Below are 22,090 nucleotides of genomic sequence, written 5' to 3'. Positions count from 1 at the left end.
GAGGAAATTATGCCGTCAGGAATGATGATCGAAGGCAAATGGACAACCAATGGGAATAAATCAGATCCTAGCGGTAAGTTCAAGGAAACGGCGACAACGTTTCGCGATCGCGTCACCGCCGATGGTTCTAGTGGGTTTAAGGCAGAAGCAAGGCGCTATCACCTCTACATTTCCTTAGCCTGTCCGTGGGCGCATCGCACTTTAATTATGCGAGAAATCAAAGGTTTGAATGATGTAATCTCAGTCTCTATCGTCGATCCGATTATGAGCGACAAGGGATGGATGTTTTCTGAAGCACCGGGAGCTATTCCTGACTGGGTGAATCACACTCAATATTTGCAAGAGATTTATCTGAAAGCCAATGCCAAATACACAGGACGAGTTACTGTTCCCGTGTTGTGGGATAAGCAAACTCAAACAATCGTCAATAACGAATCTCGCGAAATCATGCGGATGTTTGATGTAGAGTTTGGGGAATTGGCAACACAAAAAATAGACTTATACCCACGCGACCTACAGCATCAGATTGATGAAACGATTGATGCAGTTTATCTGCCAATCAATGCTGGTGTATATCGCGCTGGTTTTGCGACTTCACAAGCAGCTTATGAAGATGCGGTAACTGAACTCTTCGAGAGTTTAGATCGATGGGAAGTGATTCTGAGCAAGCAGCAGTATTTATGTGGCAATCAACTCACCGAAGCCGATATTTGTATGTTTGTTACTCTGTATCGGTTCGACTCAGTGTATTACGGTCACTTTAAATGCAATTTGCGGCGAATTATTGACTATCCAAATCTCTGGAATTATCTACTAGACCTATATCAGCGTCAGCCATTCAAAGCGACTTGCAATCTAGACTATACCAAGCGCAGCTATTACATGAGTATGACTGATATTAATCCAAATCGAATTGTGCCGAAGGGGCCGATCGTTGATTTTGACCAACAGCATGATCGCCAGCGCTTCACTAAGGCGTTTCGTAGAGAAGTTATCGCTCCCTATTCATAGAAAAGAAATTGCACAATCTAACTGGAGTAACACCATGAGCCTTGTATCAGGTATCCACCATGTTGCAGTGGTGACAGCAGATATCGACCGCTTTATCGACTTCTATACTGATGTATTCGAGATGCCAGTAATCTTTCAAGAGACGACCCCAGCCTTTCGTCACGCACTTCTGCTGGCTGGATCGCAGAGTGTGCTTCACGCAGCAGAGATACCTAATAATGTCCATAGTTCTGGATTGCCGGATATGTTTGCACGGGGACACATCGACCACTTAGCTTTGAATGCTCCAACAGAATCAGCATTTCAGATTATCCGCCGCAAACTCATAGATCGAGGTGTGAGTGATGGCGCGATCGCTGACCTTGGCCCAGTACTTAACTTATCATTTTCCGATCCTGATGGTATGCATATCGAAGTTTGCCTCATCGTCGATGCTTCACTCCAGGGTTTTCACCAACCGCGGCCATATCTAGAGACTATCAACCAATAGGTTGAAGTTAGCGTTAGTCCCCTTCGCTGTTTGTAGTTAATTAATAGTGTCGATTTCGTCTGCTTATTTTCAACTTGCGATCGTCCGATCGCAAATTTTATTAGTATACCAGTTTTACTATCAATTATTAATTATAACTTCAGCCCTATCTTAGGTAGAAAAAGTATACTCCAGATAGCAAATTAACTGGACTAAAATACAGATATGCATAGGGTGATATTATGACAATTTTAACCCAAGAAGAAATTAGATTAGCAGAAGCCCTAACTCACAAAGCTCATTGGCGCAGATGGGGGCCATATTTAAGCGATCGCCAATGGGGAACGGTGCGCGAAGATTACAGTCACAACGGTACAGCCTGGGACTATTTTACCCACGATCAGGCTCGTTCTCGCGCCTACCGTTGGGGTGAAGATGGCATTGCTGGCATTTCTGATAATCATCAACGACTTTGTTTTGCGATCGCACTTTGGAATGGCGAAGATTCTATTCTCAAAGAAAGATTTTTTGGTCTAACTGGTAGCGAAGGAAATCATGGGGAAGATGTTAAAGAATATTATTTTTATCTAGACAATACTCCTACCCATTCTTATATGAAAGCGCTTTATAAATATCCCCATAAAGCCTTTCCTTACTCCCAATTGGTTGCAGAAAATCAACGCAGAAATCGCCAAGAGCCAGAATTTGAATTACTAGATACAGGTATATTTGATGAAAATCGTTACTTTGATGTCTTTATCGAATATGCCAAAAATGATGCTGAAGATATTCTCATCCAAATAAAAGTAATCAACCGAGGATCGGAAGCAAAAACCCTACACCTATTACCTACTCTCTGGTTTCGTAATACTTGGTGTTGGAATGGAGATATCAACAAACCGACTTTAAAAGAGGTCGAATCTGGTAATGGCTTTAATTTAATTGAGGCGTTTCATCCAACTTTAGGTAAAAGATGGCTGTATTGTCAAGAAGCAAACGAAATTCTTTTTACAGAAAACGAAACAAATTATCAGCGATTGTTTGGCTATTCTAATTCGTCTGCCTATGTCAAAGATGGCATTAATGATTACATTGTTCAGGGTAAAAAACAGGTAATAAATCCAAATAAATTTGGCACTAAAGCATCTGCCGATTATTTGTTGGCAGTTGGTGCAGGTGAAACGAAAATCGTTAAATTGCGATTGAGTGATGTACATAAGTTAGTTGAGCCATTTGGCAAAGAATTCGATATAATCTTTTGGGAACGGCAACAGGAAGCAAATAAATTTTATCAGCGCGTTACACCATTTCCTCTCAGTGAAGATATGCAAAATGTGCAACGACAAGCATTTGCTGGAATGCTGTGGAGTAAACAATATTATCACTATGTTGTAGAGGATTGGTTGAAAGGCGATCGCAATACACCAGTACCACCTCCAGAACGGCAACAAGGGAGAAATCGGGAATGGTTTCATCTCTACAATAAAGATATTCTTTCTATGCCCGATAAGTGGGAATATCCTTGGTTTGCAGCTTGGGATTTGGCATTTCATACTATTCCTTTGGCAATGATCGATCCTGATTTTGCTAAGTATCAGTTGGATGTTTTAACACGGGAATGGTATATGCATCCCAATGGGCAAATTCCTGCTTATGAATGGGCTTTTGGTGATGTTAATCCACCTGTTCACGCTTGGGCAACTTGGCGAATTTACAAGATTGAGCAGAAGATTTACGGACGAACAGATAGACAGTTTTTAGAAAGGGTATTTCAGAAACTAATGCTCAATTTTACCTGGTGGGTAAATCGCAAAGATACTCAGGGTAATAACGTCTTTCAAGGTGGATTTCTCGGTTTAGATAATATTGGCGTATTTGACCGCAGCGCAGCTTTACCTACTGGCGGACATATTGACCAATCTGATGGTACGAGTTGGATGGGAATGTATTGTTTAAATATGTTAGCGATCGCTTTAGAATTAGCCAAGACTAATCCTGTTTACGAAGACATTGCTTCCAAGTTCTTTGAGCATTTTCTTTACATTGCCGATGCTATGAATAACATCGGCGAAATAGAAGCTAGTTTGTGGAATGATTCCGATGGATTTTATTATGATGTGCTGCATTTACCCGAACGGCAAATTACCTTAAAAGTTAGATCAATGGTAGGTTTAATTCCTCTATTTGCCATTGAAACTATTGAACCAGAAACTTTAAAATTGCTTCCTGGTTTTAAAAAGCGATTAGAATGGTTCATCCAAAACCGTCCTGATTTGCGGCAAAATGTGGCTTGTATGGAAACAAAAGGAGTGGGTGCGAGGAGATTACTGGCGATCGTTTCTAGAGATAAGCTCAGAAGTATTCTGCAAAAAATGCTGGATGAAAGCGAGTTTTTTGGCCCTTATGGCATTCGGGCACTTTCGAGATTTCATGCTGAAAATCCTTATATTTTTGATGTTAATGGTTCGCAATTTCGAGTCGATTATGAACCGGCTGAATCTACTAGTGGTTTATTTGGTGGTAACTCTAACTGGCGCGGCCCCGTTTGGTTTCCGGTAAATTTTATCCTAATTGAATCTCTGCAAAAGTTTCATTATTATCTAGGAGACGATTTCAAAGTGGAATGTCCGACAGGTTCAGGTCAAATGATGACACTTTGGGAAATTGCATCAGAATTATCTCAACGATTAACCAGAATTTTCTTGCAAAATTCTTTTGGTAAACGTCCTGTTTATGGTGGAATGCAAAAGTTTCAAAACGATCCACACTGGCAAAATCTGATTTTATTCTATGAGTATTTTCATGGTGATAACGGAGCCGGAATTGGTGCTAGTCATCAAACTGGCTGGACAGGTTTAGTTGCCAAATTAATCCAGCAATTTGGTGAATATGAAGCACAGCATCAAGAACCAGAAATAGAGAAGGATAAAATAAGGTAAGGACATCTAAACCCACTCCTACCTCACCCTCATTCAAAAGACTTGTTATTTGCCTTTATTCTTTCTGGTTAAATAGCAAAATTTACTTTTAATATCTGCGTTCAGTCAAGCTAGAAATATAAAAAATAGTATTACAAATTTTAAGGTAATTCTCAGCATAAATTAATTTAATTACTAGTAAATGCATTTATATTATTAAATAATAATTCGCGGATTTGAGAGGGCGATGAGATAAAAATATTTAGCAATCTTTTGGTAATAGCTGTACTTTTCCCTGTAGATATGCAACAGAAGTAAGTTAAAATCAGCTATAACTAAAGATGTAACAGTTAACAGCAAGCTCACATTTAGCAGTTTGATTTTATTTTTTAAGATTTATTAAACACCTAAAATGCAACCGGAACAGTGAAGCAAATCATAAAAGTTAGGATAAATATAGATCCATTTTCCTTGCAGTCACGCCTCACGGTTGGTATTGCATCATTTTCAGCTTTGGTATTAGGTAGCCTCGCTACATGGACTAGTTGGAAAATGCAACAAATTTTAGTTGATAGTCATAAATATAATATAGAAGAAATTGCCAAGCGTTTGCCGCAAGATGTGCAAATTTATAGTGAAATGATGCAACCTGAAACTGGGTTGCAAAAGGCTATTAATAATTTAGCAAATACTAACATATTATTATGGCTAAAAAGTCCTAATAATAAAATTTTGGCAAAATCTACCACTTTGGATTTATTATCTGATGCTACGATAGCTGAGTTAATGACTCTGACAAAGATGCCGATTAAACCACAAGTTTACAAAGTAAACCAAAGCTATTTTGTTTTATGTGGTAGTTCTGTGCAAGTGCAGGGTAAGTTATTGGGTGAGTTATTTGTAGTCAAGGATATTACCCGCGAACAGAAAATGTTTATCGTAATGGTGCAGAGTTTAGGTATTACTAGTGCTTTGGCAATTATTGTTTTAACTGCTGCGATCGCATTCTACATTAAGCGTTCTCTGCAACCTTTGCGCCAGCTAAATCAAATGGCTTCTGTGATTTCCGCTGAAGATTTAGGACAAGCACAGCTATATCTTGATAATGCACCCAGTGAAGTTAAAGAATTAGCTCAAACTTTAACCATGCTGTTATCGCGCCTTTCTCAATCATGGGAGCAAGAGCGAGAATTTGTGAGTAATGTTTCCCATGAATTACGCACACCTTTAACGATTGTACATGGTTATTTGCAAAGCGTCTTGCGAAGGCAGAATAACTTAACCCAAACTCAACAAGAAGCTTTAGAAACTGCGGCATCGGAAGCTGAACGCACTATCCGCCTACTACAAGATTTACTCGATCTAGCACGTGCAGATAGTGGTTACTTATATTTTCAAATGAAATCTTATGTGCTGAATGACTTGGTTGAAGAAGTTGTCATGATGGCAAAAAAATATAGCGATCGCACAATTACAATCGAATCAGAAATTTATCCAATTGAGATCAAAGCAGATTATAGTCGCTTTAAACAAGTATTATTAAATTTAATTGATAATGCCATTAAGTATTCTGACGCTGACACACCCATAATTTTTAAGTTAGCTCGGCTTCAAGATCGGGCTATTATTCAAGTTTGTGACAAAGGTTATGGCATTCCTTTGCAACAGCAAGCACGGATATTTGAGAGATTTTATCGTGTAGATGAATCTCGTTCTCATAATACTGGTGGTTGTGGTTTGGGCTTATCGATTGTTAAGACACTTGTAGAAGGGATGGGGGGTAGTGTCAGTGTGGAATCAAAGTTAAGAGAAGGGAGTATGTTTACAATCAGTTTACCTATATATATATGACAGCACATATCCTTTTGGTGGAAGATGAAGTCAAACTGGCGCGATTTGTCGAATTAGAGCTTAATAGCGAAGGATACCGAGTAAGTGTTGCTCATGATGGCATTGCAGGCTTGACTCTGGCGCGAGACTCCTCACCAGATTTAGCAATTCTGGATTGGATGCTTCCAGGGTTGACGGGTTTAGAAATTTGTCGGCGTTTGCGAACAACAGGTAGTACAGTACCAGTGATTTTGTTGACAGCAAAAGATGAAGTTAGCGCTCGCGTCGCCGGATTAGATGCAGGAGCCGATGATTATGTAGTTAAGCCCTTCAGCATTGAGGAACTATTAGCTAGAATTCGCGCTCATCTCCGGCGCACGCAAGAAACAGACGAGGATTTGTTGCAATTTGAAGATTTAAGCTTAAATCGGCGCACTCGTGAAGTATTTCGGGAAAAACGAAGCATTCAGTTAACAGCAAAAGAATTTGACTTATTAGAATATCTCCTTTCACATCCTCGTCAAGTATTTACTAGAGATCAAATTTTAGAGAAAGTTTGGGGTTACGATTTCATGGGTGATTCTAATATTATTGAAGTATATATTCGTTATTTGCGACTCAAGTTAGAAGAAAATAATGAAAGACGTTTGATTCATACAGTCCGTGGTGTAGGCTATGCACTACGGGAGTAATCGTAATGACTTGGTGATTTCGAGAAAAAGCAACATATTCAAGATAAAAGAAAATTATGAAGAAAAAATGGGCGGTTAAACGACTGACAGTAAATCTCACAACCGAGGAAATGAAGAAACTTGAACAATACTGTACTCTCACAGGAAGACCAGCAACAGATGTAATTCGAGAATTGCTCCGAAGTCTTGAGGTTGACAATGCTGAAAACTCTGAGATGGGAACAGCAGACTCAAAAATCACTGTTGGCAGTTCGTCAAAATCACACTAACTATCGACTCGAATATAGCAGACTTATTGCAGAAGTGGGGTAAGAGGATGTCTGAGAAGTATCAAATATTTCTTGATCCCCCCTAGCCCACGCCAGTCGCTCATGGGGGAAACCCCCAAGACCGCGCTGGCTCCCCTTAAAAAAGGGGGGAATAAGAGTCTTAAAGTCCCCCTTATTAAGGGGGATTTAGGGGGATCTCCAAGGGTTAGATGTATTCAAAAAAAACTTTTCAGACATCCTCTAAAGGGGAAAGGATGGAATTTTCCCTTTCCCTTTAATCTTTCCCCAACATCTTGCAAAAGTAAATTTTGCAAGATGTCTAGCGTTTCCTAATCAGAATCAGCTACAGCTTAACCTCACCCCCAACCCCTCTTTTCACCAAGGAGAGGCGTTGGGGGTGGGGTTTTGATATGTACTTTCTGCACCTGGGAACTTCTATATCCCGCCAAATTAATGCCTTTACGCTTTTTGCCTTTCTTATGTCTTAACAAGCATCGATTATGGGCATCATAATTCCAGCCCGAATACATCAGCTAGCAGCCAGAAAACTATTTGGCAGCAAGTTTTGCATTTACAAATATAGTATTAACCGATGGTATATAGTTTAAGACCTTATCTCTTTGTTTCTCGATATAGTTTGTACGCTGTATTTCTTTTGGGATGCCTACAGATTCAATTGGGAGTAATCTGTAGCGTAGGTATTTGGATATTATCAGAAGCTAAATTACAAGCAGCCCAAGCACATCAGACCTGGAAATCACCTTTAGGATTGACTGAGCAAGTCACCACAGTAAATTCTGAGTCAGCACAATACTCAAAACCACTCCCCTATCGATTAAAACCAACACCTATTTTGCTGGCGGCACCGGAAAACTTCAATCCTGATTTGCGATTACCACCATCGCTACCCGAACCACCGCAGCAAAATTCTAGTCCGCGATCGCTACCCGAACCACCGCAGCAGAATTCTAGTCCGCGATCGCTACCCGAACCACCGCAGCAGAATTCTAGTCCGCCAACAACTGCCACTGAAGCAAAAACGCCGGATGCAGTTTTGGAAAGTATTGATACAGACTATCACTATGAGACAGACAACTTTGGCCAAACAAATTTTTTCCTAGAACCAACAGCTCAGTTTCGATTGAGAAATGGCAATAAAATATTTTTCAAGACAGGTTTTAACTTCTTTGAGCAACGCGGTGTTGAATCAATTACCAATTTTCCTTTGCAAGTTGGATGGCAAGGAAAAATTGGACAACTAACTCTACAAACAGCAGCCGGAGTCGATGTGTTCAATCGTTTACCCACAGCGATCAATCTCAATGTTAAAGTGGATGCTCCCATTTCGTCGCCGCGAGTTTCGTCATCAGGTCGATTGCTATCGGCAGCAATAATATCAGGTAATTTAGAACAAGGGCCTTATAAATCTAACGCTCGAACTTTAGACAATCAAATTACTGCTTGGCGATTTGGCCCTGATTTATACTGGCAGATTGACCGTAATACCAGCTTGTTTTCGTCATTGCGTTTGGGTAATTATAACGATGGTAATTCCGAGGTGCAATCTTTTAGTAGGTTAGAGCGCAAGTTCGGACAATTTTCTTTGGCAGCTAACTTATTTACTTGGAGTTACGATCGCGATTTAGAACGCACAAGCGGTTATTTTTCTCCACCAGATTTCCTAGTTTACAACGGTGAGGTAGCTTGGGAAGGAGATATTGCTAATTTCTTACGCTGTCGCCTCGCTGCCAATTTAGGACGGCAGCGACTTAAAGGAGAATTTGACAACGCCAATACCTATCAAACGCGCTGTACGGTAAAACTGTCGCCCAGTATAGAAGCAGACTTGGGCTATAGCTTTAGTAATGTCCGCAATCAAGAAACCGGTGGAAGCGCCTACGGTGGTAATTCCTTCACAGGACAGTTGCGGGTCAAATTTTAACAAAAAAGAATTCAGGAGTCAGAATTCAGGAGTCAGAATTCAGAATGAATATAGAATCAAGCTCTATATATTTTTGATTTTTTGATTTTTTGAAAGTTACAAACTTTGACTATTAAAGTATTTTTAATTCTAACTTCTAATTTCTAACTTCTAATTTCTAACTCCTGGATTCTGAATTCATCATTCTGAATTCTGTTTTTAAAATCCAAAATGGTATAAGGCTGGAGAATGAAAGCACCATTACCTGATAACGAAACACAGCGAATTGAATCTCTTTTGCAGTATAAAATACTCGACACTCCTTCGGAAGCAGCCTTTGACGACCTCACCCGTTTAGCCTCATATATTTGTGGAACTCCCATTGCCTTAATCAGCTTAATTGATACTAATCGTCAGTGGTTCAAGTCAAAAGTCGGTTTGGATGCCCTACAAACACCCCGTGATTTGGCATTCTGCGCCCATGCTATTCTGCAACCTGAAGTTTTTGTTGTACCTAATGCAACAGCTGACGAAAGGTTTGCAACAAACCCCCTTGTCACCTCTGACCCAAATATTCGGTTTTATGCTGGAGTACCGCTAACTAACCCTGAAGGATATGCACTAGGAACACTTTGTGTAATCGATCGTGTACCAAGAAACCTCTCTCCAGAACAAGTTGAAGCATTACGAATTATTGGTCGCCAGGTAATTAAGCAATTAGAAATGCGCCGCAATTTAGCAAGTTTGGTATTGGCAAGTGATACACGCAAACAGTCCCAGAAGACACGCAAACAATTTTTTCAAAGGATAGCTGGAGGGTTTGGGTTAGCATCGGCAGTTTTAGTTTTGATTGGCGTGATTTCTTATCAAAACACACATATATTGATTGATACGAATAAGCAAGTACAAATAACCCAAGAGAAAATCAATCAACTAGAAGAATTACTGTCTGAGATGAAAGATGCTGAGACTGGACAACGCGGTTACATCCTCACTGGACAAGAAAGTTATCTAGAACCTTATCAAGCAGTAATTGGAAACATCGATCGCAAAATTGTAAAACTGAAGGATTTAATTGCAGATCAACCTAACCAACAAAAGCAGTTCGCAACTCTTGAATCTCTGATAGCTGCAAAACTTACCATACTTAAGCAGACTATATACCTGCGTCAAAATCAGGGATTTGAGGCGGCGTTGCAGGTAATCCAGACAAATCAAGGAAAACATCTCATGGATGATATCCGCAAGATCGTTCATGAGATAGAAAATCAGGATAGAAGGTTGCTTCAACAACAGTCACAAGCTGCAAAAGCCAGTGCTAACAACACAGTTTTGACACTGGCGATCGCAATTTGTCTAAGTTTTTTGATTCTGGCTATAGTCTACTACTTTATTTACCGTGAAGGAAAAGAGCGGAAATTAACAGAGGAAACACTGAATCAAGAGCGCAACTTTATCTCAGCAGTCCTGAATACAACCAGCGCTTTAGTAATAGTTCTTGACACGAAAGGGCAAATCGTTCGCTTCAATCAAGCTTGCGAACAAATTACTGGTTACTCATTTGATGAGGTGAAAGGAAGGCATTTCTGGAACCTATTTCTACTTCCCGAACAGGTAGAGCTGGTGAAAGCAGTTTTTGAGCAGTTGCGATCTGGTGAAGCGCCCAAAGAATACGAAAACTATTGGGTAACTAAGGATGGCAGCCGGCGGCTCATTTCTTGGACTAACACTACCTTGAAAGACTATGAGGGGCACGTTGAATACATTGTTGCTACAGGTATTGACATCAGCGATGTCTTTGAAGAACTTCGCTTACGCCAACGAACTGAACAGCATTTGAAAGCAGAGTATGTTACAACCCGGATCTTAGCAGAGTCAGCCACAATCAACGAAGCCATGCCCCAAATCTTGCAAGGAATTTGCGAAAGTTTGGGATGGGATTTTAGTGAATTTTGGATAGTAGATGGGCGAGCAAATCTACTGTCTTTGCTAAATTCATGGTATAAAATCTCCTTTGAGATGCAAGAGTTTGACATCCTCAGTCGGCTGATTACATTTGCACCAGGAATTGGGCTGCCTGGCCGTGTCTGGGCTAGTCTTGAACCTGTTTGGATCGCTGATGTCGTTAAAGATCGGAATTTTATCCGCTCTCAAATCGCTGCCGAAGCAGAACTGCACGGAGCTTTCGGTTTTCCGATCTGTAGTGGTAAAAAAATCATCGGTGTGATTACCTGCTTTAGCCATAAAATCCAGCAAGCTGACCCAGATTTGGCAAAAGTCATGAATTTGATTGGCGAGCAAGTAGGGCAGTTTATTGAGCGCAAGCAGGCAGAAGAACAACTCCAACGCCAAAACTTGCGATCGCAACTATTTACTGAAATTACCCTCAAAATTCGTCAGTCTTTGCAAATCAAAGAAATTCTCCAAATTACTGTCACCGAGGTTCAAAAAATTCTCCATAGCGATCGAGTTTTGATTTATCAGCCTTTGGCTGATGGCTCTGGAGCTACCGTGGTTGAGGCAGTAATTTCTGGCTGGCTAGCAATTAAAGAGAAACAGCTAGTCAATGCTTACTTTCAAGCTGAATACATCCAGCAGTACTATCTACAACAGTACCGTCAAAAACCGAATCTGGGACTTGCTGACTTGGATATAGCTGAAGTCCAAAAAAATCATCTCGAATTACTGCAACAATTTGGAGTCCAGTGTAATTTAGTCATACCCATTCTTGTCAAAGAAGAACTCTGCGGTTTGCTGATTGTCCATCAGTGCGGCAGTTCCCGCCAATGGTCTAGCTTTGAAACTCATCTTTTACGCCAAATAGCCGATCAAGTAGGTATTGCCTTAGCCCAAGCCCAAATGTTAGATGCAGAAACTCAACAACGACGAGAACTCGAAATTGCTCGTCACCAAGCTGAATTAGCCTCTCAAACCAAAAGTGCCTTTTTGGCCAACATGAGTCATGAAATTCGGACTCCCATGAATGCTGTATTGGGGATGACAAGCTTAATGTTAGAAACTCCCCTAAATTCCGAGCAGCGAGATTTTATGGAGACAATTCGTATTAGTGGCGATGCTCTCTTAAGCCTAATCAACGAAATTTTGGATCTTTCCAAACTAGAAGCTGGGGAAATGGCACTAGAAACTCTAGATTTTGACTTATCTACCTGTGTAGAAGAAGTATTGGAATTATTGGCTCCCTCAGCCCATGATAAGGGATTAGAAATTGCAGGATTAATTTACAGCAACGTCCCCACCCACCTCCAAGGCGATGCCGGCCGCTTGCGACAAATTCTTATGAACCTGATTAGCAATGCAATCAAGTTCACCAGCAAGGGAGAGGTAGTATTACGAGCAGAATTGCGTACGCTTTCCTTGACTACAGCCACCATCTATTTTGCGATCGTAGATACCGGTCTTGGCATTACCCCTGAAGATCAATCCAAACTCTTTAAGCCATTTACCCAAGTAGATGCTTCCACCACCCGCAAATATGGCGGTACAGGTTTGGGATTAGCCATCTGTAAGCAACTGGTAAGCTTGATGGGAGGAGAAATGGGCGTAGAAAGTCGCTTGGGGAAAGGATCTAAGTTTTGGTTTGAAGTAACTCTCGCCAAGCAACTCGACCCTATTTCTTTAGAAGGCGAACGCGAACTTTTGCTCAATCGCCGCTTGTTAGTGGTGGATGATAATGCTACTAATCGCAAAATTATCTACCATCAAGCTACTCGTTGGGGAATGCTGGTGGATCAAGCAGCCTCGGCTACTACTGCCCTCAAAGCTATTCAAGAAGCCGCCAAGCAAAAAAATTTCTATGACATAGCTGTGATTGATATGCAGATGCCAAAAATAGATGGCATGACTTTAGGAGAACAAATTAAAGCAAATTCAGCGATCGCTGGGCTACCTTTAATTATGCTTACCTCTACTAATCAACGCGATGAAATCCAACGAGCGCTAAAAATAGGATTTGCGGCTTATTTAGTCAAACCGATTAAGCCGTCCCGACTCCTCGATACCATGATGACTATTTTAGGAACGCAGCCAGAAGAGGAGACAGAAGTCATAATTCAGGAGTTAGAAGTCAGAAGTCAGGATTTAAAACTGAAAAATTCTGAAAACAACCGCAACTATTATTCTCCTAACTACCACAAATTAAGAATTCTCTTAGCTGAAGATAATTTGGTGAATCAGAAAGTTGCTTTGAAGCAACTCCAAAGTCTGGGTTATAGTGCTGATGTTGCTGGTAATGGGAAAGAAGTTTTGCAGCTATTAGAAAAAATTCCCTACGATTTAATTCTGATGGATTGCCAAATGCCAGTTCTTGATGGTTTAGAAACCACAAAAGAAATTCATCGTTGGCAAGAAAGCGACTTTGCTAGTGGTTATCGTCCGGTGGTAATTGCAATGACAGCTAATGCCATGAAAGAAGACCAGCAAATGTGTCTAAATGCCGGAATGGATGACTATTTGAGCAAGCCAGTAATCAAAGAAAAATTGGCGGCAGCACTAGAGCGTTGGGGAAATGTGATATTCGAGGCAAAAGAAACAACTGCCATAGAACAAACAGTTTCGACAACAGATGTCGGTGCAGTTAACCTCCCAATTGATTGGGAACGTTTGCACCAACTCTCAGAAAACAACCCAGAATTTGAATTGGAACTACTGCAAATATTTGTTGAGGATATTCAACCTCGTCTAGAGTTAATTAAAATAGCGATCGCATCTCATGACTTTGAGCAAATAATACTCCAAGGTCATCAAATTAAAGGTTCTAGTGCCAATATGGGAATTACAACCATGCATCTGGCAGCAGAAAAACTAGAACAACTAGCTCATAACCAAGAGCGTCGAGGTTCTAGTAACTTAATCGTAGAGTTAGAAGACTTTATTAAACGCATCCAAGATTTTTTGAATTGTCAAGATAGTAACGCCACAACCTTAAATAATAATATTTCTTAATAAATTCACTGGATCGCTTTTTCTGAGTAACTTATAAAAAACACTTATTTTACATTCCTCATTATTAATTTTCTATTTTAAAGATAGAAATTCTAACCGATTGGGAATAATAACAAAGTATATTCGGTGAGTTAGCTGCATCATAAGCTAAGAATTTTTAGCCTAAATATCAGTTAAATACATCATCTATCTATTATTCCCAATTGATTCCCAAAAAGTGAGGTTTTCCTAATGAGTCAGATGAGTAGAGACGATGTACGAGAAAGACTTGGTAATATCGATCAGATCCGCGATATTATTCTTGGAACCCAGCTAAGAGAGTACGAAAATCGATTTAGCAAGCTGGAGTCAGATGTATCTCTCCTGCAACAACAGACACGATTGCATGTTGAGCAACTCAAGTCCAACTTTTCAGCCGAACTAAAAGCGGGATTTGAGTCGCTGGATAAAAAGCTGAAATCACTGAACCTCGCAACTCAAGAAGAAACTCTTGACTTACGGCAACAGGTTGATAGACTTAATAAAAAGTTCTCTAGCAGCGTTCAGTCGCTTGATGAAACCTTAGATAGCCAAACTACCTCGATTCGAGATGAAATCTTTCAAACTAAAGTCCAATTACAAGATGATGTTACGGCATTACGGGATCTGATTTTAGAAGAAATAGATCGGCGCTTCTCACAGCTGACAGATACGAAAGTTTCTAAAGACGATATGGCTGAAACTTTGTTTGCCTTGGGAATGCGTCTGAAAGAAACTGAATTTATTCCTAAATTGCGAGAAGCAGCCAATGAACGCAGCGATGAATATACTGCTGTACCGCTTTTAGAAACTACAAAGTTATCAAAAGTAAGTGTTAACTCACTCTAACAGTACAGCAGAATTAAATTCATAATCAAGTCAGAAAGTAAAGAGATATGAAGGAGATAATGACTCCAAACTCATAACCTCTAACTCACAAACTCTAACTCAGCACTCTAAAAAGGATAACTCAGGTGGAAAATTCGGTTTCTCAATCTGTTGAGTTGAAGTCAGAAACAGCTGTGCAGCTTGACAATTTGCTGCATTTGCTTATCGATCTCAAAATTATCGAATCCCCTGAGCAATCTCCTTTATTACCATCAGAAACTGATAATAGTAATGAGTATATTCCAGAAGAAATTGAATTGCTGCAACTTCCTCCAGTAACATTAGAAGTATGTGAAGCTTATTTAGAATCGGATTTTAATTTTCCTCAAGATATATCTAATTACTCACAAACTAATCAAGAAGAATTAGAAGAATCTATTGAAATATTTACAGAATTTGAGGAAAAATTAGACAACTCAGAAGATGCATTGCAAAAATTACGGGAGATATTAGTCGGATATGAACTAACAGAAATAAACAATATTACCGATAAGTTGGAACAAAAATTAACAAAAATAGAGCATCAAATTTATGACCCTAAAGAGTTAATAAATCTATTACTACCGTGGATTTCTGAACTTTTAAAGCTGAAGATTACAGAGTCAAGAGAGGAAATTGTTCAAATAATCGCTCCGATCATTGATGAGACTATCCGCAGTCGCACTGAACAAAATAAAGTTAGTATGAGTACAGCGATCGCACCTGTAATTCCTCTAGCTATTTCCCAGCAAATTATTATAGCTCCAGAAGAAGTTTCAGATGCGATCGCTCCGGCAATGGGACGAGCTATAAAAAAGCAAATTGAAATTGAACAGAATATTGTCGTGGATGCACTCTACCCAATTATTGGTAGTACTATAGCCAAATATATGGCAGAGACAATCCGTGCCATTAACCGACAAGTTGAAGAAACCCTCAGCGTTGAAGGTATTAAACGTAAAATTCGTGCCAAGCTCCAGGGAGTTTCGGAAGCAGAATTAATTCTTAAAGAAGCTCTGCCATTTACAATTCAAGCCATTTTCTTGATTCATAAAACATCTGGTTTAGTTATCTCAGATATTCAGCACTCTCATGTAGAGCAACTAGAGGCTGAAATGGTAGCAGGAATGCTGACAGCAATTCGTAGCTTTGCCAATGATTGTATCAATCAATCTGGGAGCATAACAGAATTAGATGCAATTGAATATGGAACATCCAAAATAATTTTAGAAGTTGCCGGATACTGTTATTTAGCGATTGTTGTGCGAGGAGAACCAAGCAAAAACTTTATTTGGAAAATGCGGCAAGCATTCAGCAAAATTGTTAAAAGTTATGGTAATCTAATTGAAAAATTTGACGGCGATCCTGATTTAATTCCTATTGAAATTCATAGACTTCTAGAAAAGCTAAAGAATTCAGATATTCAGGATAAAAATAAAGCGAAAATCTCGCCACTACAGCTATTAATCTTAACAGTTATAAGTACCATTTTCATTCCTTGGGGTATTTGGCAATACCGTAGTGCAATTATACATTCCATTGAAAATCAAACTTCGTTGGCTCTAACTTCTGTTCCAGAACTAGCCGTATATCGGCTTACTGTACAAGTAGAACACAACAAAATAAAACTAACAGGAAGATTACCTAATCAACTTCTTCGCCAGAAAGCCGAGCAAACTGTTAAAATCACCTCTCCTAATTGGTTGATTGACAATCAAATTTTATTAGTAGAAGTACCAGCAGATCCCGTATTAGCTGCTGCTGAAGTCAAACGAGTTACAGCAGTTTTAAATCAGACTAACGATATAGCAATTTCCGCTCAATATATCGCTGGTAAAGTAGCTGTTGAAGGAACTGTCAACCAAATTGCAGATGCTCAGATTATTGCGAATGCATTTGCGCAAATTCCCGGCGTAAAATCTGTGTCTAGTGCGGTGCGAGTAGAACCCCCACAGATTGAAGTTCGATTTTACTTTCAACCCAACTCAGCTAATTTAATGAGAGTAGATTTAGCGTACAAGGTTCAACAGGTCAAGTTTTTCCTAGAACAGCACCCAAATAAGCATTTAAAAATCATTGGTTATAGTGACCGTACTGGCGCGAACAAATCTCAAAAATTGGCACTGGCGCGAGCAAAGGCTGTACAACAAGCACTGATTAAATTAGGCATCAAGCCATCTCGCCTACAGGTCATTGGTAGGACAAATTTACCACCAGGAATTGATGAAACTCAACCTTTGTGGTTAAGTCGTTGTGTCGCTCTAGAAGCGATAAACAAGCAATTTTAAGTTTATAGTAGTTATGATTTTAATAAAACATTCTCTACTTTCCTTAAATTATGTCTACAATCTCTAAAAAAGTATGCTTATTTGGTGACTTTGGTGTTGGTAAAACTAGTCTGATTCGGCAATTTGTAGAGTGTCAGTTTAGTGATGAATACCTTTCAACTGTAGGAGTAAAAATCTCTCGTAAATTGGTTACTGTTTCAAAACAAGAGCTACTTGTTGAACCAAATTTACAGTTAATCATTTGGGATATTGAAGGTAGTAATAAGTTTAAAGCAGTTGCTAAAAATTATTTTCAAGGTTCTAAAGGTGCTGTGATAGTCGGTGATGTGACACAAGCAGAAACCCTCAATCATATCCAAGAGCATATTCAAACTTTTTTAGCTGTTAATCCTAACAGCTATATTGTTGTTGCACTGAACAAATCAGATATGATTGCAGCCGAATATTTAGAAAAAATTCGGGAAATGCATCAATTTACTAATCAAGCTAATATATTAGACACTTATGTAACCTCAGCTAAAACTGGTAATAATGTTGATAAAATATTTCAAGCTTTAGCCACTCGTTTAATTTAATTAAAATGAATTCATTTTTTACAAACCTATTAGCTGTATGTGGCATTGAATATTTGATAATTGATGAAAACTTCAAAATTATAGAGATGTCTTTGGGATTAAATCATTTTGCCGAGCTTCCTAATGAAGTAAAGCTAGGTCAGGATGTTCGGATTGTGTTTCCAGAATTAGAGGGACTGGAAGATGTTTTTGATGCAATTCTCCAGGGAGAACAAGATAATTTTGAATTAAAAGGAATTATGCGATCGCCAGATACGCCTTCTCCTTTATATATTGACATTTGTATTACTAATAATCTCCAAGAAGACCATTCTAGGAATCGACTAACCATTGTTGTCGAAGATGCGACAGAACGGATGGTGCTTGAACAATCTTTATTTCAAGGTGCAAATGAAGCAAATCTTTTATTACGTAACTTAAAGGCTTCTAAACAATACATTGACCAAATTGTGACATCAATGGCGGATGCCTTGTTAGTGACAACGCTATCAGGCGAGATCAAAAAAATGAATTATGCCGCACAAATCTTATTGCAATACAACGAAATAGAACTCATCGGTCAACCGATCGCAAAAGTTATTGAAGAAGCCAATAAATATCCATTGATAATTGATGATATTGATATATCCCACAGTCAAGACATAAATTTTTTAGTAAAAGAAGTAGAAACCGTTTGTTATACCAAAAGTGGTAAAACAATTCCTATAGCTTTTTCATCCTCAATTGTCAAGACACAAATTGAACATTTTCAAGGTTATGTTTACATTTTGCGAGATATGACTGAACGAAAGCAGGCAGAACTTGCTAAACAGGAATTCTTAGCAATGATTAGCCATGAAGTTCGGACTCCGATCGCATCGGTAATTGGTATGGCTGGTTTGTTGCAATATACTGAATTGACTGCTGAACAGCAAGATTTTGTTGAAACCATTTACACCAGTGGAAATTCCTTACTTAAAATTATTAACGATTTCCTTGACTTCTCCAAAATCCAATCGGGTAACTTAGAACTCGAAGAGGAACCTTTTGCTTTGCGAAATTGCATTCATGAGGCTTTTTATTTACTTGCACCTACAGCTAGAGAAAAAGGTTTAAAACTCACATTTTTAGATAGTCCTCAACTTCCTACTATGATTGTGGGAGATATCACCAGACTGCGCCAAGTCTTGATTAATTTAATCAGTAATGCGATTAAATTTACCGAAACTGGAAGTATAGAAGTTTCAGTTATAATCCGCAATAATAGCGATATCAATCATTCTTCTGCTGCAAATCCTGACGAAATTCAGTTTAGTATTAAAGATACAGGCATTGGAATTCCACGCGATCGCTTAGAGCGTTTATTTAAAGCTTTCAGTCAAGTTAACTCCTCCATTACTCGACAGTATGGCGGTACTGGCTTAGGTCTTGCTATCTGTAAGCAACTGTGCGAGTTAATGGGTGGCAGAATTTGGGTTGAAAGTGAATTTAATGCAGGTAGTACATTTTACTTTACGATTGCCGCTTCTGTTATTCCAGAGGAGTCAGCAGGAGCCAGTGTGGTCTTCTCCCAACAAGAGATCCCAAAAGCGATCGAGTCTTCACATATGGAGCAACTGGCTCTCAAAAGTCAGAAATTATTCTTATTATCTCCGCATAAGAGCGTCTTTGCGTCCCCTTCTTCCCCGTCTCCTGATTTATATAAATTAAGAATTCTTTTAACTGAAGATAATCTAGTGAATCAGAAAATAGCCTTGAAGCAACTCAAAAATATAGGCTATAGTGCTGATGTTGCTAATAATGGAAAAGAAGCGTTGCAACTATTAGAAAAGATTCCTTATGATTTAATTCTGATGGATTGTCAAATGCCGATTCTCGACGGTTTAGAAACCACAAAACAAATTCATCGTTGGCAAGAAAGCAGCTTTGCTAGTGGTCGTCGTCCTGTAGTAATTGCAATGACAGCTAATGCAATGAAACAAGACAAACAAATGTGTTTAGATGCTGGAATGGACGACTATTTGAGCAAACCGGTGATGAAAGAAACTTTGGCTGCGACGTTAGAGTATTGGGGAAATGTAATATTCAAGGCAAAAGAAACAGCTGCCACAAAGCAGACAGTTTCGACAACAAATGTTGGTTCAGTTGAACTCCCAATTGATTGGGAACGATTGCATCAACTTTCAGAAAATAACCCAGAATTTGAATTAGAACTACTACAAATATTTGTTGAAGATATTCAACCTCGTCTAGAAGTCATTAAAATAGCGATCGCAGATTATGACTTTGAGCAAATAGCGCTCCAAGTCCATCAAATTAAAGGTTCTAGTGCCAATATGGGAGTTACAACTATGTATCTGGCAGCAGAAAAACTAGAACAATTAGCGAGCAATCAAGAGCGTCGAGGTACTATTAACTTAATTGTAGAGTTAGAAGATTTTATTAAACGCATCCAAGAGTTTTTAATCATCAGTCAGTAGTCACGATCTCCCTACTGCAATCATAGACATTTTTTATAAGATTTACTAATAAATAAACAGTAACGATTATCTACTGTCGGCTCATAACTCAATTTGTCGGCAATGGCGGACATAATTTTTAAACCCCGGCCGCGCTCTCGATTGTTATCCTCAAATTCAGATGTTTGGCGCAATTGCTGTTCTAAGTCAAATGGTTCGCCTTGAGACCAGATGCGAATTTCTATGTATTCATCTAACCGCACAGCTTCCATCTCAATTGGAGTTTCAATAGGTAAGTTTTTGTGGGCATGTTCGACAATGTTAGTAAAGCCTTCCATCATCAGTGTTTGACATTGCCACCAAATTTCTTGATCGGGAATAGGTGGTTGATTCATCTGCTCGAACCAAGACAAAACTTGAGGTGAAACTGTCAAATCTGTGTTGACTTGGAGATAAATTTTATTATTCACTTCTTAACTAATAAAATATCGTGGAATCATCATATTCGTTAATTAGATTATTTAATTTGAGTATTTTTACTATACATTAAAAACTAAATTGCATATAACTTAAATTAAAGCAACTATTTATCAATCATTTTACTTAGTAAACTGTAATTTATGTTTAAAATTCTAGTTATTGATGATGACCCGACAGTGCGAGCAGTACTGAAAAGCACACTCCAAAGGCAGGGTTATGAGACTACTGTAGCTAGCAATGGTGAAGAAGGAATTATCCAAGCACAACTGCTACATCCTGCCCTGATTATCTGTGATTGGATGATGTCACAGGTAGATGGGTTAGAAGTGTGTCGTCGAATTAGAACAGATCCAGAATTGGCAACTACTTTTTTTATTCTATTGACAGCTAGGGGAGCAGCTCGAGGAGAGGAAGAAGATAGAGTTAGAGGACTTGATGCTGGAGCGGATGAGTTTATCTCCAAACCAATAGAGATGAATGAATTGAAAGCACGGGTAAGAGCAGGACTAAGGTTACACCAGCTAAATCAGGATTTGCAAAGTCAAAAGCAAGCTTTGGAGACACTCAATCAGGATTTGCAAACTCAAAAGCAAATTTTGGAAGCCGAATTGGCTGAGGCCGCTGATTATGTGCGATCGCTTTTACCCTCACCGCTTGTAGGAGCAGTAACTACAGAAAATCTGTTTATTCCCTCAGCGCAGCTAGGAGGCGATTGCTTCGACCATTATTGGATTGACGAGGATCATTTGGCAATTTATTTATTAGATGTATCAGGTCATGGGGTGGGTTCTGCCCTCCTATCGGTATCCGTACAGAATGTTTTGCGATCGCAATCTCTACCAAACACTAACTTTTGTCAACCAAGTGAAGTCCTAAAAGCTCTCAATCATGCTTTCCAAATGAGTAAGCACGGTGATAAATACTTTACAATCTGGTATGGAGTTTATCACCGCCTGAAACGTCAACTCGTTTATGCCAACGCCGGACATCCCCCAGCTTTACTGTTATCTAATACCTCCACAAACAATATTGAAGTTAAACAGCTAACTTCTTTAGATTTACCAATTGGTTTTTTGCCTGAAGTTAAATTTGAGGATGCTGTTTTTCAGGTTGAAGAAAACAGCACTTTATACATTTTTAGTGATGGTGCTTATGAAATTAATCAGCCAGATGGTAAAATTTGGGGAATCGATGCATTCATTGACTTATTAAGTAAATCTACTGGAAATACCTGCAACCTCAATCAACTCTTAACAAAGATTCTCACCTTAAGTACTCAAGATAATCTTGATGATGACTTATCTTTAGTAAAAGTTAACTTTGGTTAAAATAGTCAGCTATACATACTTAAA

At 39.1% G+C, this 22,090-nt stretch carries 13 protein-coding genes and 2 pseudogenes; 14 read left to right on the top strand and 1 reads right to left on the bottom strand.

The window, feature by feature from the left end; all coding sequences use genetic code 11:
• The first annotated feature begins 9 nt into the window (after nt 1-9).
• The 13 genes and pseudogenes from RMZ42_RS16740 to RMZ42_RS16685 form a co-directional block, all read left to right on the top strand.
• On the top strand, nt 10-1,011 hold the full coding sequence (locus tag RMZ42_RS16740) for a glutathione S-transferase family protein (protein ID WP_322672436.1): 1,002 nt from the start codon (nt 10-12) through the stop codon (nt 1,009-1,011).
• Nucleotides 1,012-1,045: 34 nt separating this feature from the next.
• On the top strand, nt 1,046-1,501 hold the full coding sequence (locus RMZ42_RS16735) for a VOC family protein (RefSeq protein ID WP_322672435.1): 456 nt from the start codon (nt 1,046-1,048) through the stop codon (nt 1,499-1,501).
• A 221-nt stretch (nt 1,502-1,722) separates the two neighbouring features.
• Nucleotides 1,723-4,419: an MGH1-like glycoside hydrolase domain-containing protein gene (locus RMZ42_RS16730; protein WP_322672434.1), complete on the top strand. Its 2,697-nt coding sequence runs from the start codon at nt 1,723-1,725 to the stop codon at nt 4,417-4,419.
• Nucleotides 4,420-4,824: 405 nt separating this feature from the next.
• Nucleotides 4,825-6,249, top strand: a complete 1,425-nt coding sequence (locus RMZ42_RS16725) for a HAMP domain-containing sensor histidine kinase (RefSeq protein WP_322672433.1) — start codon at nt 4,825-4,827, stop codon at nt 6,247-6,249.
• The gene (locus RMZ42_RS16720) at nt 6,246-6,920 is read left to right on the top strand and encodes a response regulator transcription factor (protein WP_322672432.1); all 675 of its coding nucleotides are present in this window, start codon (nt 6,246-6,248) and stop codon (nt 6,918-6,920) included. The genes RMZ42_RS16725 and RMZ42_RS16720 overlap by 4 nt, the downstream gene beginning before the upstream one ends.
• A 56-nt stretch (nt 6,921-6,976) precedes the next feature.
• The gene (locus RMZ42_RS16715) at nt 6,977-7,189 is read left to right on the top strand and encodes a CopG family transcriptional regulator (RefSeq protein ID WP_094351406.1); all 213 of its coding nucleotides are present in this window, start codon (nt 6,977-6,979) and stop codon (nt 7,187-7,189) included.
• 592 nt (nt 7,190-7,781) lie between these two features.
• Entirely contained in the window at nt 7,782-9,131 is a 1,350-nt protein-coding gene (locus tag RMZ42_RS16710) for a hypothetical protein (RefSeq protein WP_322672431.1), read from the top strand.
• 228 nt (nt 9,132-9,359) lie between these two features.
• On the top strand, nt 9,360-14,072 hold the full coding sequence (locus RMZ42_RS16705) for a response regulator (protein WP_322672430.1): 4,713 nt from the start codon (nt 9,360-9,362) through the stop codon (nt 14,070-14,072).
• 231 nt (nt 14,073-14,303) lie between these two features.
• Nucleotides 14,304-14,939, top strand: a complete 636-nt coding sequence (locus RMZ42_RS16700; protein ID WP_322672429.1) for a hypothetical protein — start codon at nt 14,304-14,306, stop codon at nt 14,937-14,939.
• A gap of 125 nt (nt 14,940-15,064) precedes the next feature.
• On the top strand, nt 15,065-17,245 hold the full coding sequence (locus RMZ42_RS16695) for an OmpA family protein (RefSeq protein WP_322672428.1): 2,181 nt from the start codon (nt 15,065-15,067) through the stop codon (nt 17,243-17,245).
• A 50-nt stretch (nt 17,246-17,295) separates the two neighbouring features.
• The gene (locus tag RMZ42_RS16690) at nt 17,296-17,820 is read left to right on the top strand and encodes a Rab family GTPase (protein WP_322672427.1); all 525 of its coding nucleotides are present in this window, start codon (nt 17,296-17,298) and stop codon (nt 17,818-17,820) included.
• Nucleotides 17,821-17,825: 5 nt separating this feature from the next.
• Nucleotides 17,826-18,593: pseudogene (locus tag RMZ42_RS34725) on the top strand (PAS domain-containing protein); the annotation flags it as partial.
• A gap of 12 nt (nt 18,594-18,605) precedes the next feature.
• Nucleotides 18,606-20,279 (top strand): annotated as a pseudogene (locus RMZ42_RS16685) (ATP-binding protein); the annotation flags it as partial.
• A gap of 20 nt (nt 20,280-20,299) precedes the next feature.
• On the opposite strand, the gene RMZ42_RS16680 reads toward RMZ42_RS16685, so the two are convergent.
• Complete coding sequence (locus tag RMZ42_RS16680) at nt 20,300-20,728, bottom strand: anti-sigma regulatory factor (RefSeq protein ID WP_322672425.1); 429 nt, start codon at nt 20,726-20,728, stop codon at nt 20,300-20,302.
• 150 nt (nt 20,729-20,878) lie between these two features.
• Between RMZ42_RS16680 and RMZ42_RS16675 the strand changes: the two genes are divergently transcribed.
• On the top strand, nt 20,879-22,066 hold the full coding sequence (locus RMZ42_RS16675; protein WP_322672424.1) for a SpoIIE family protein phosphatase: 1,188 nt from the start codon (nt 20,879-20,881) through the stop codon (nt 22,064-22,066).
• Nucleotides 22,067-22,090 lie beyond the last annotated feature (24 nt).

It is taken from the genome of Nostoc sp. DedQUE05 (genome assembly GCF_034530955.1).
In the GTDB taxonomy this organism is placed as follows: domain Bacteria; phylum Cyanobacteriota; class Cyanobacteriia; order Cyanobacteriales; family Nostocaceae; genus Nostoc.
This window is presented reverse-complemented; position numbering and strand designations above follow the sequence as displayed.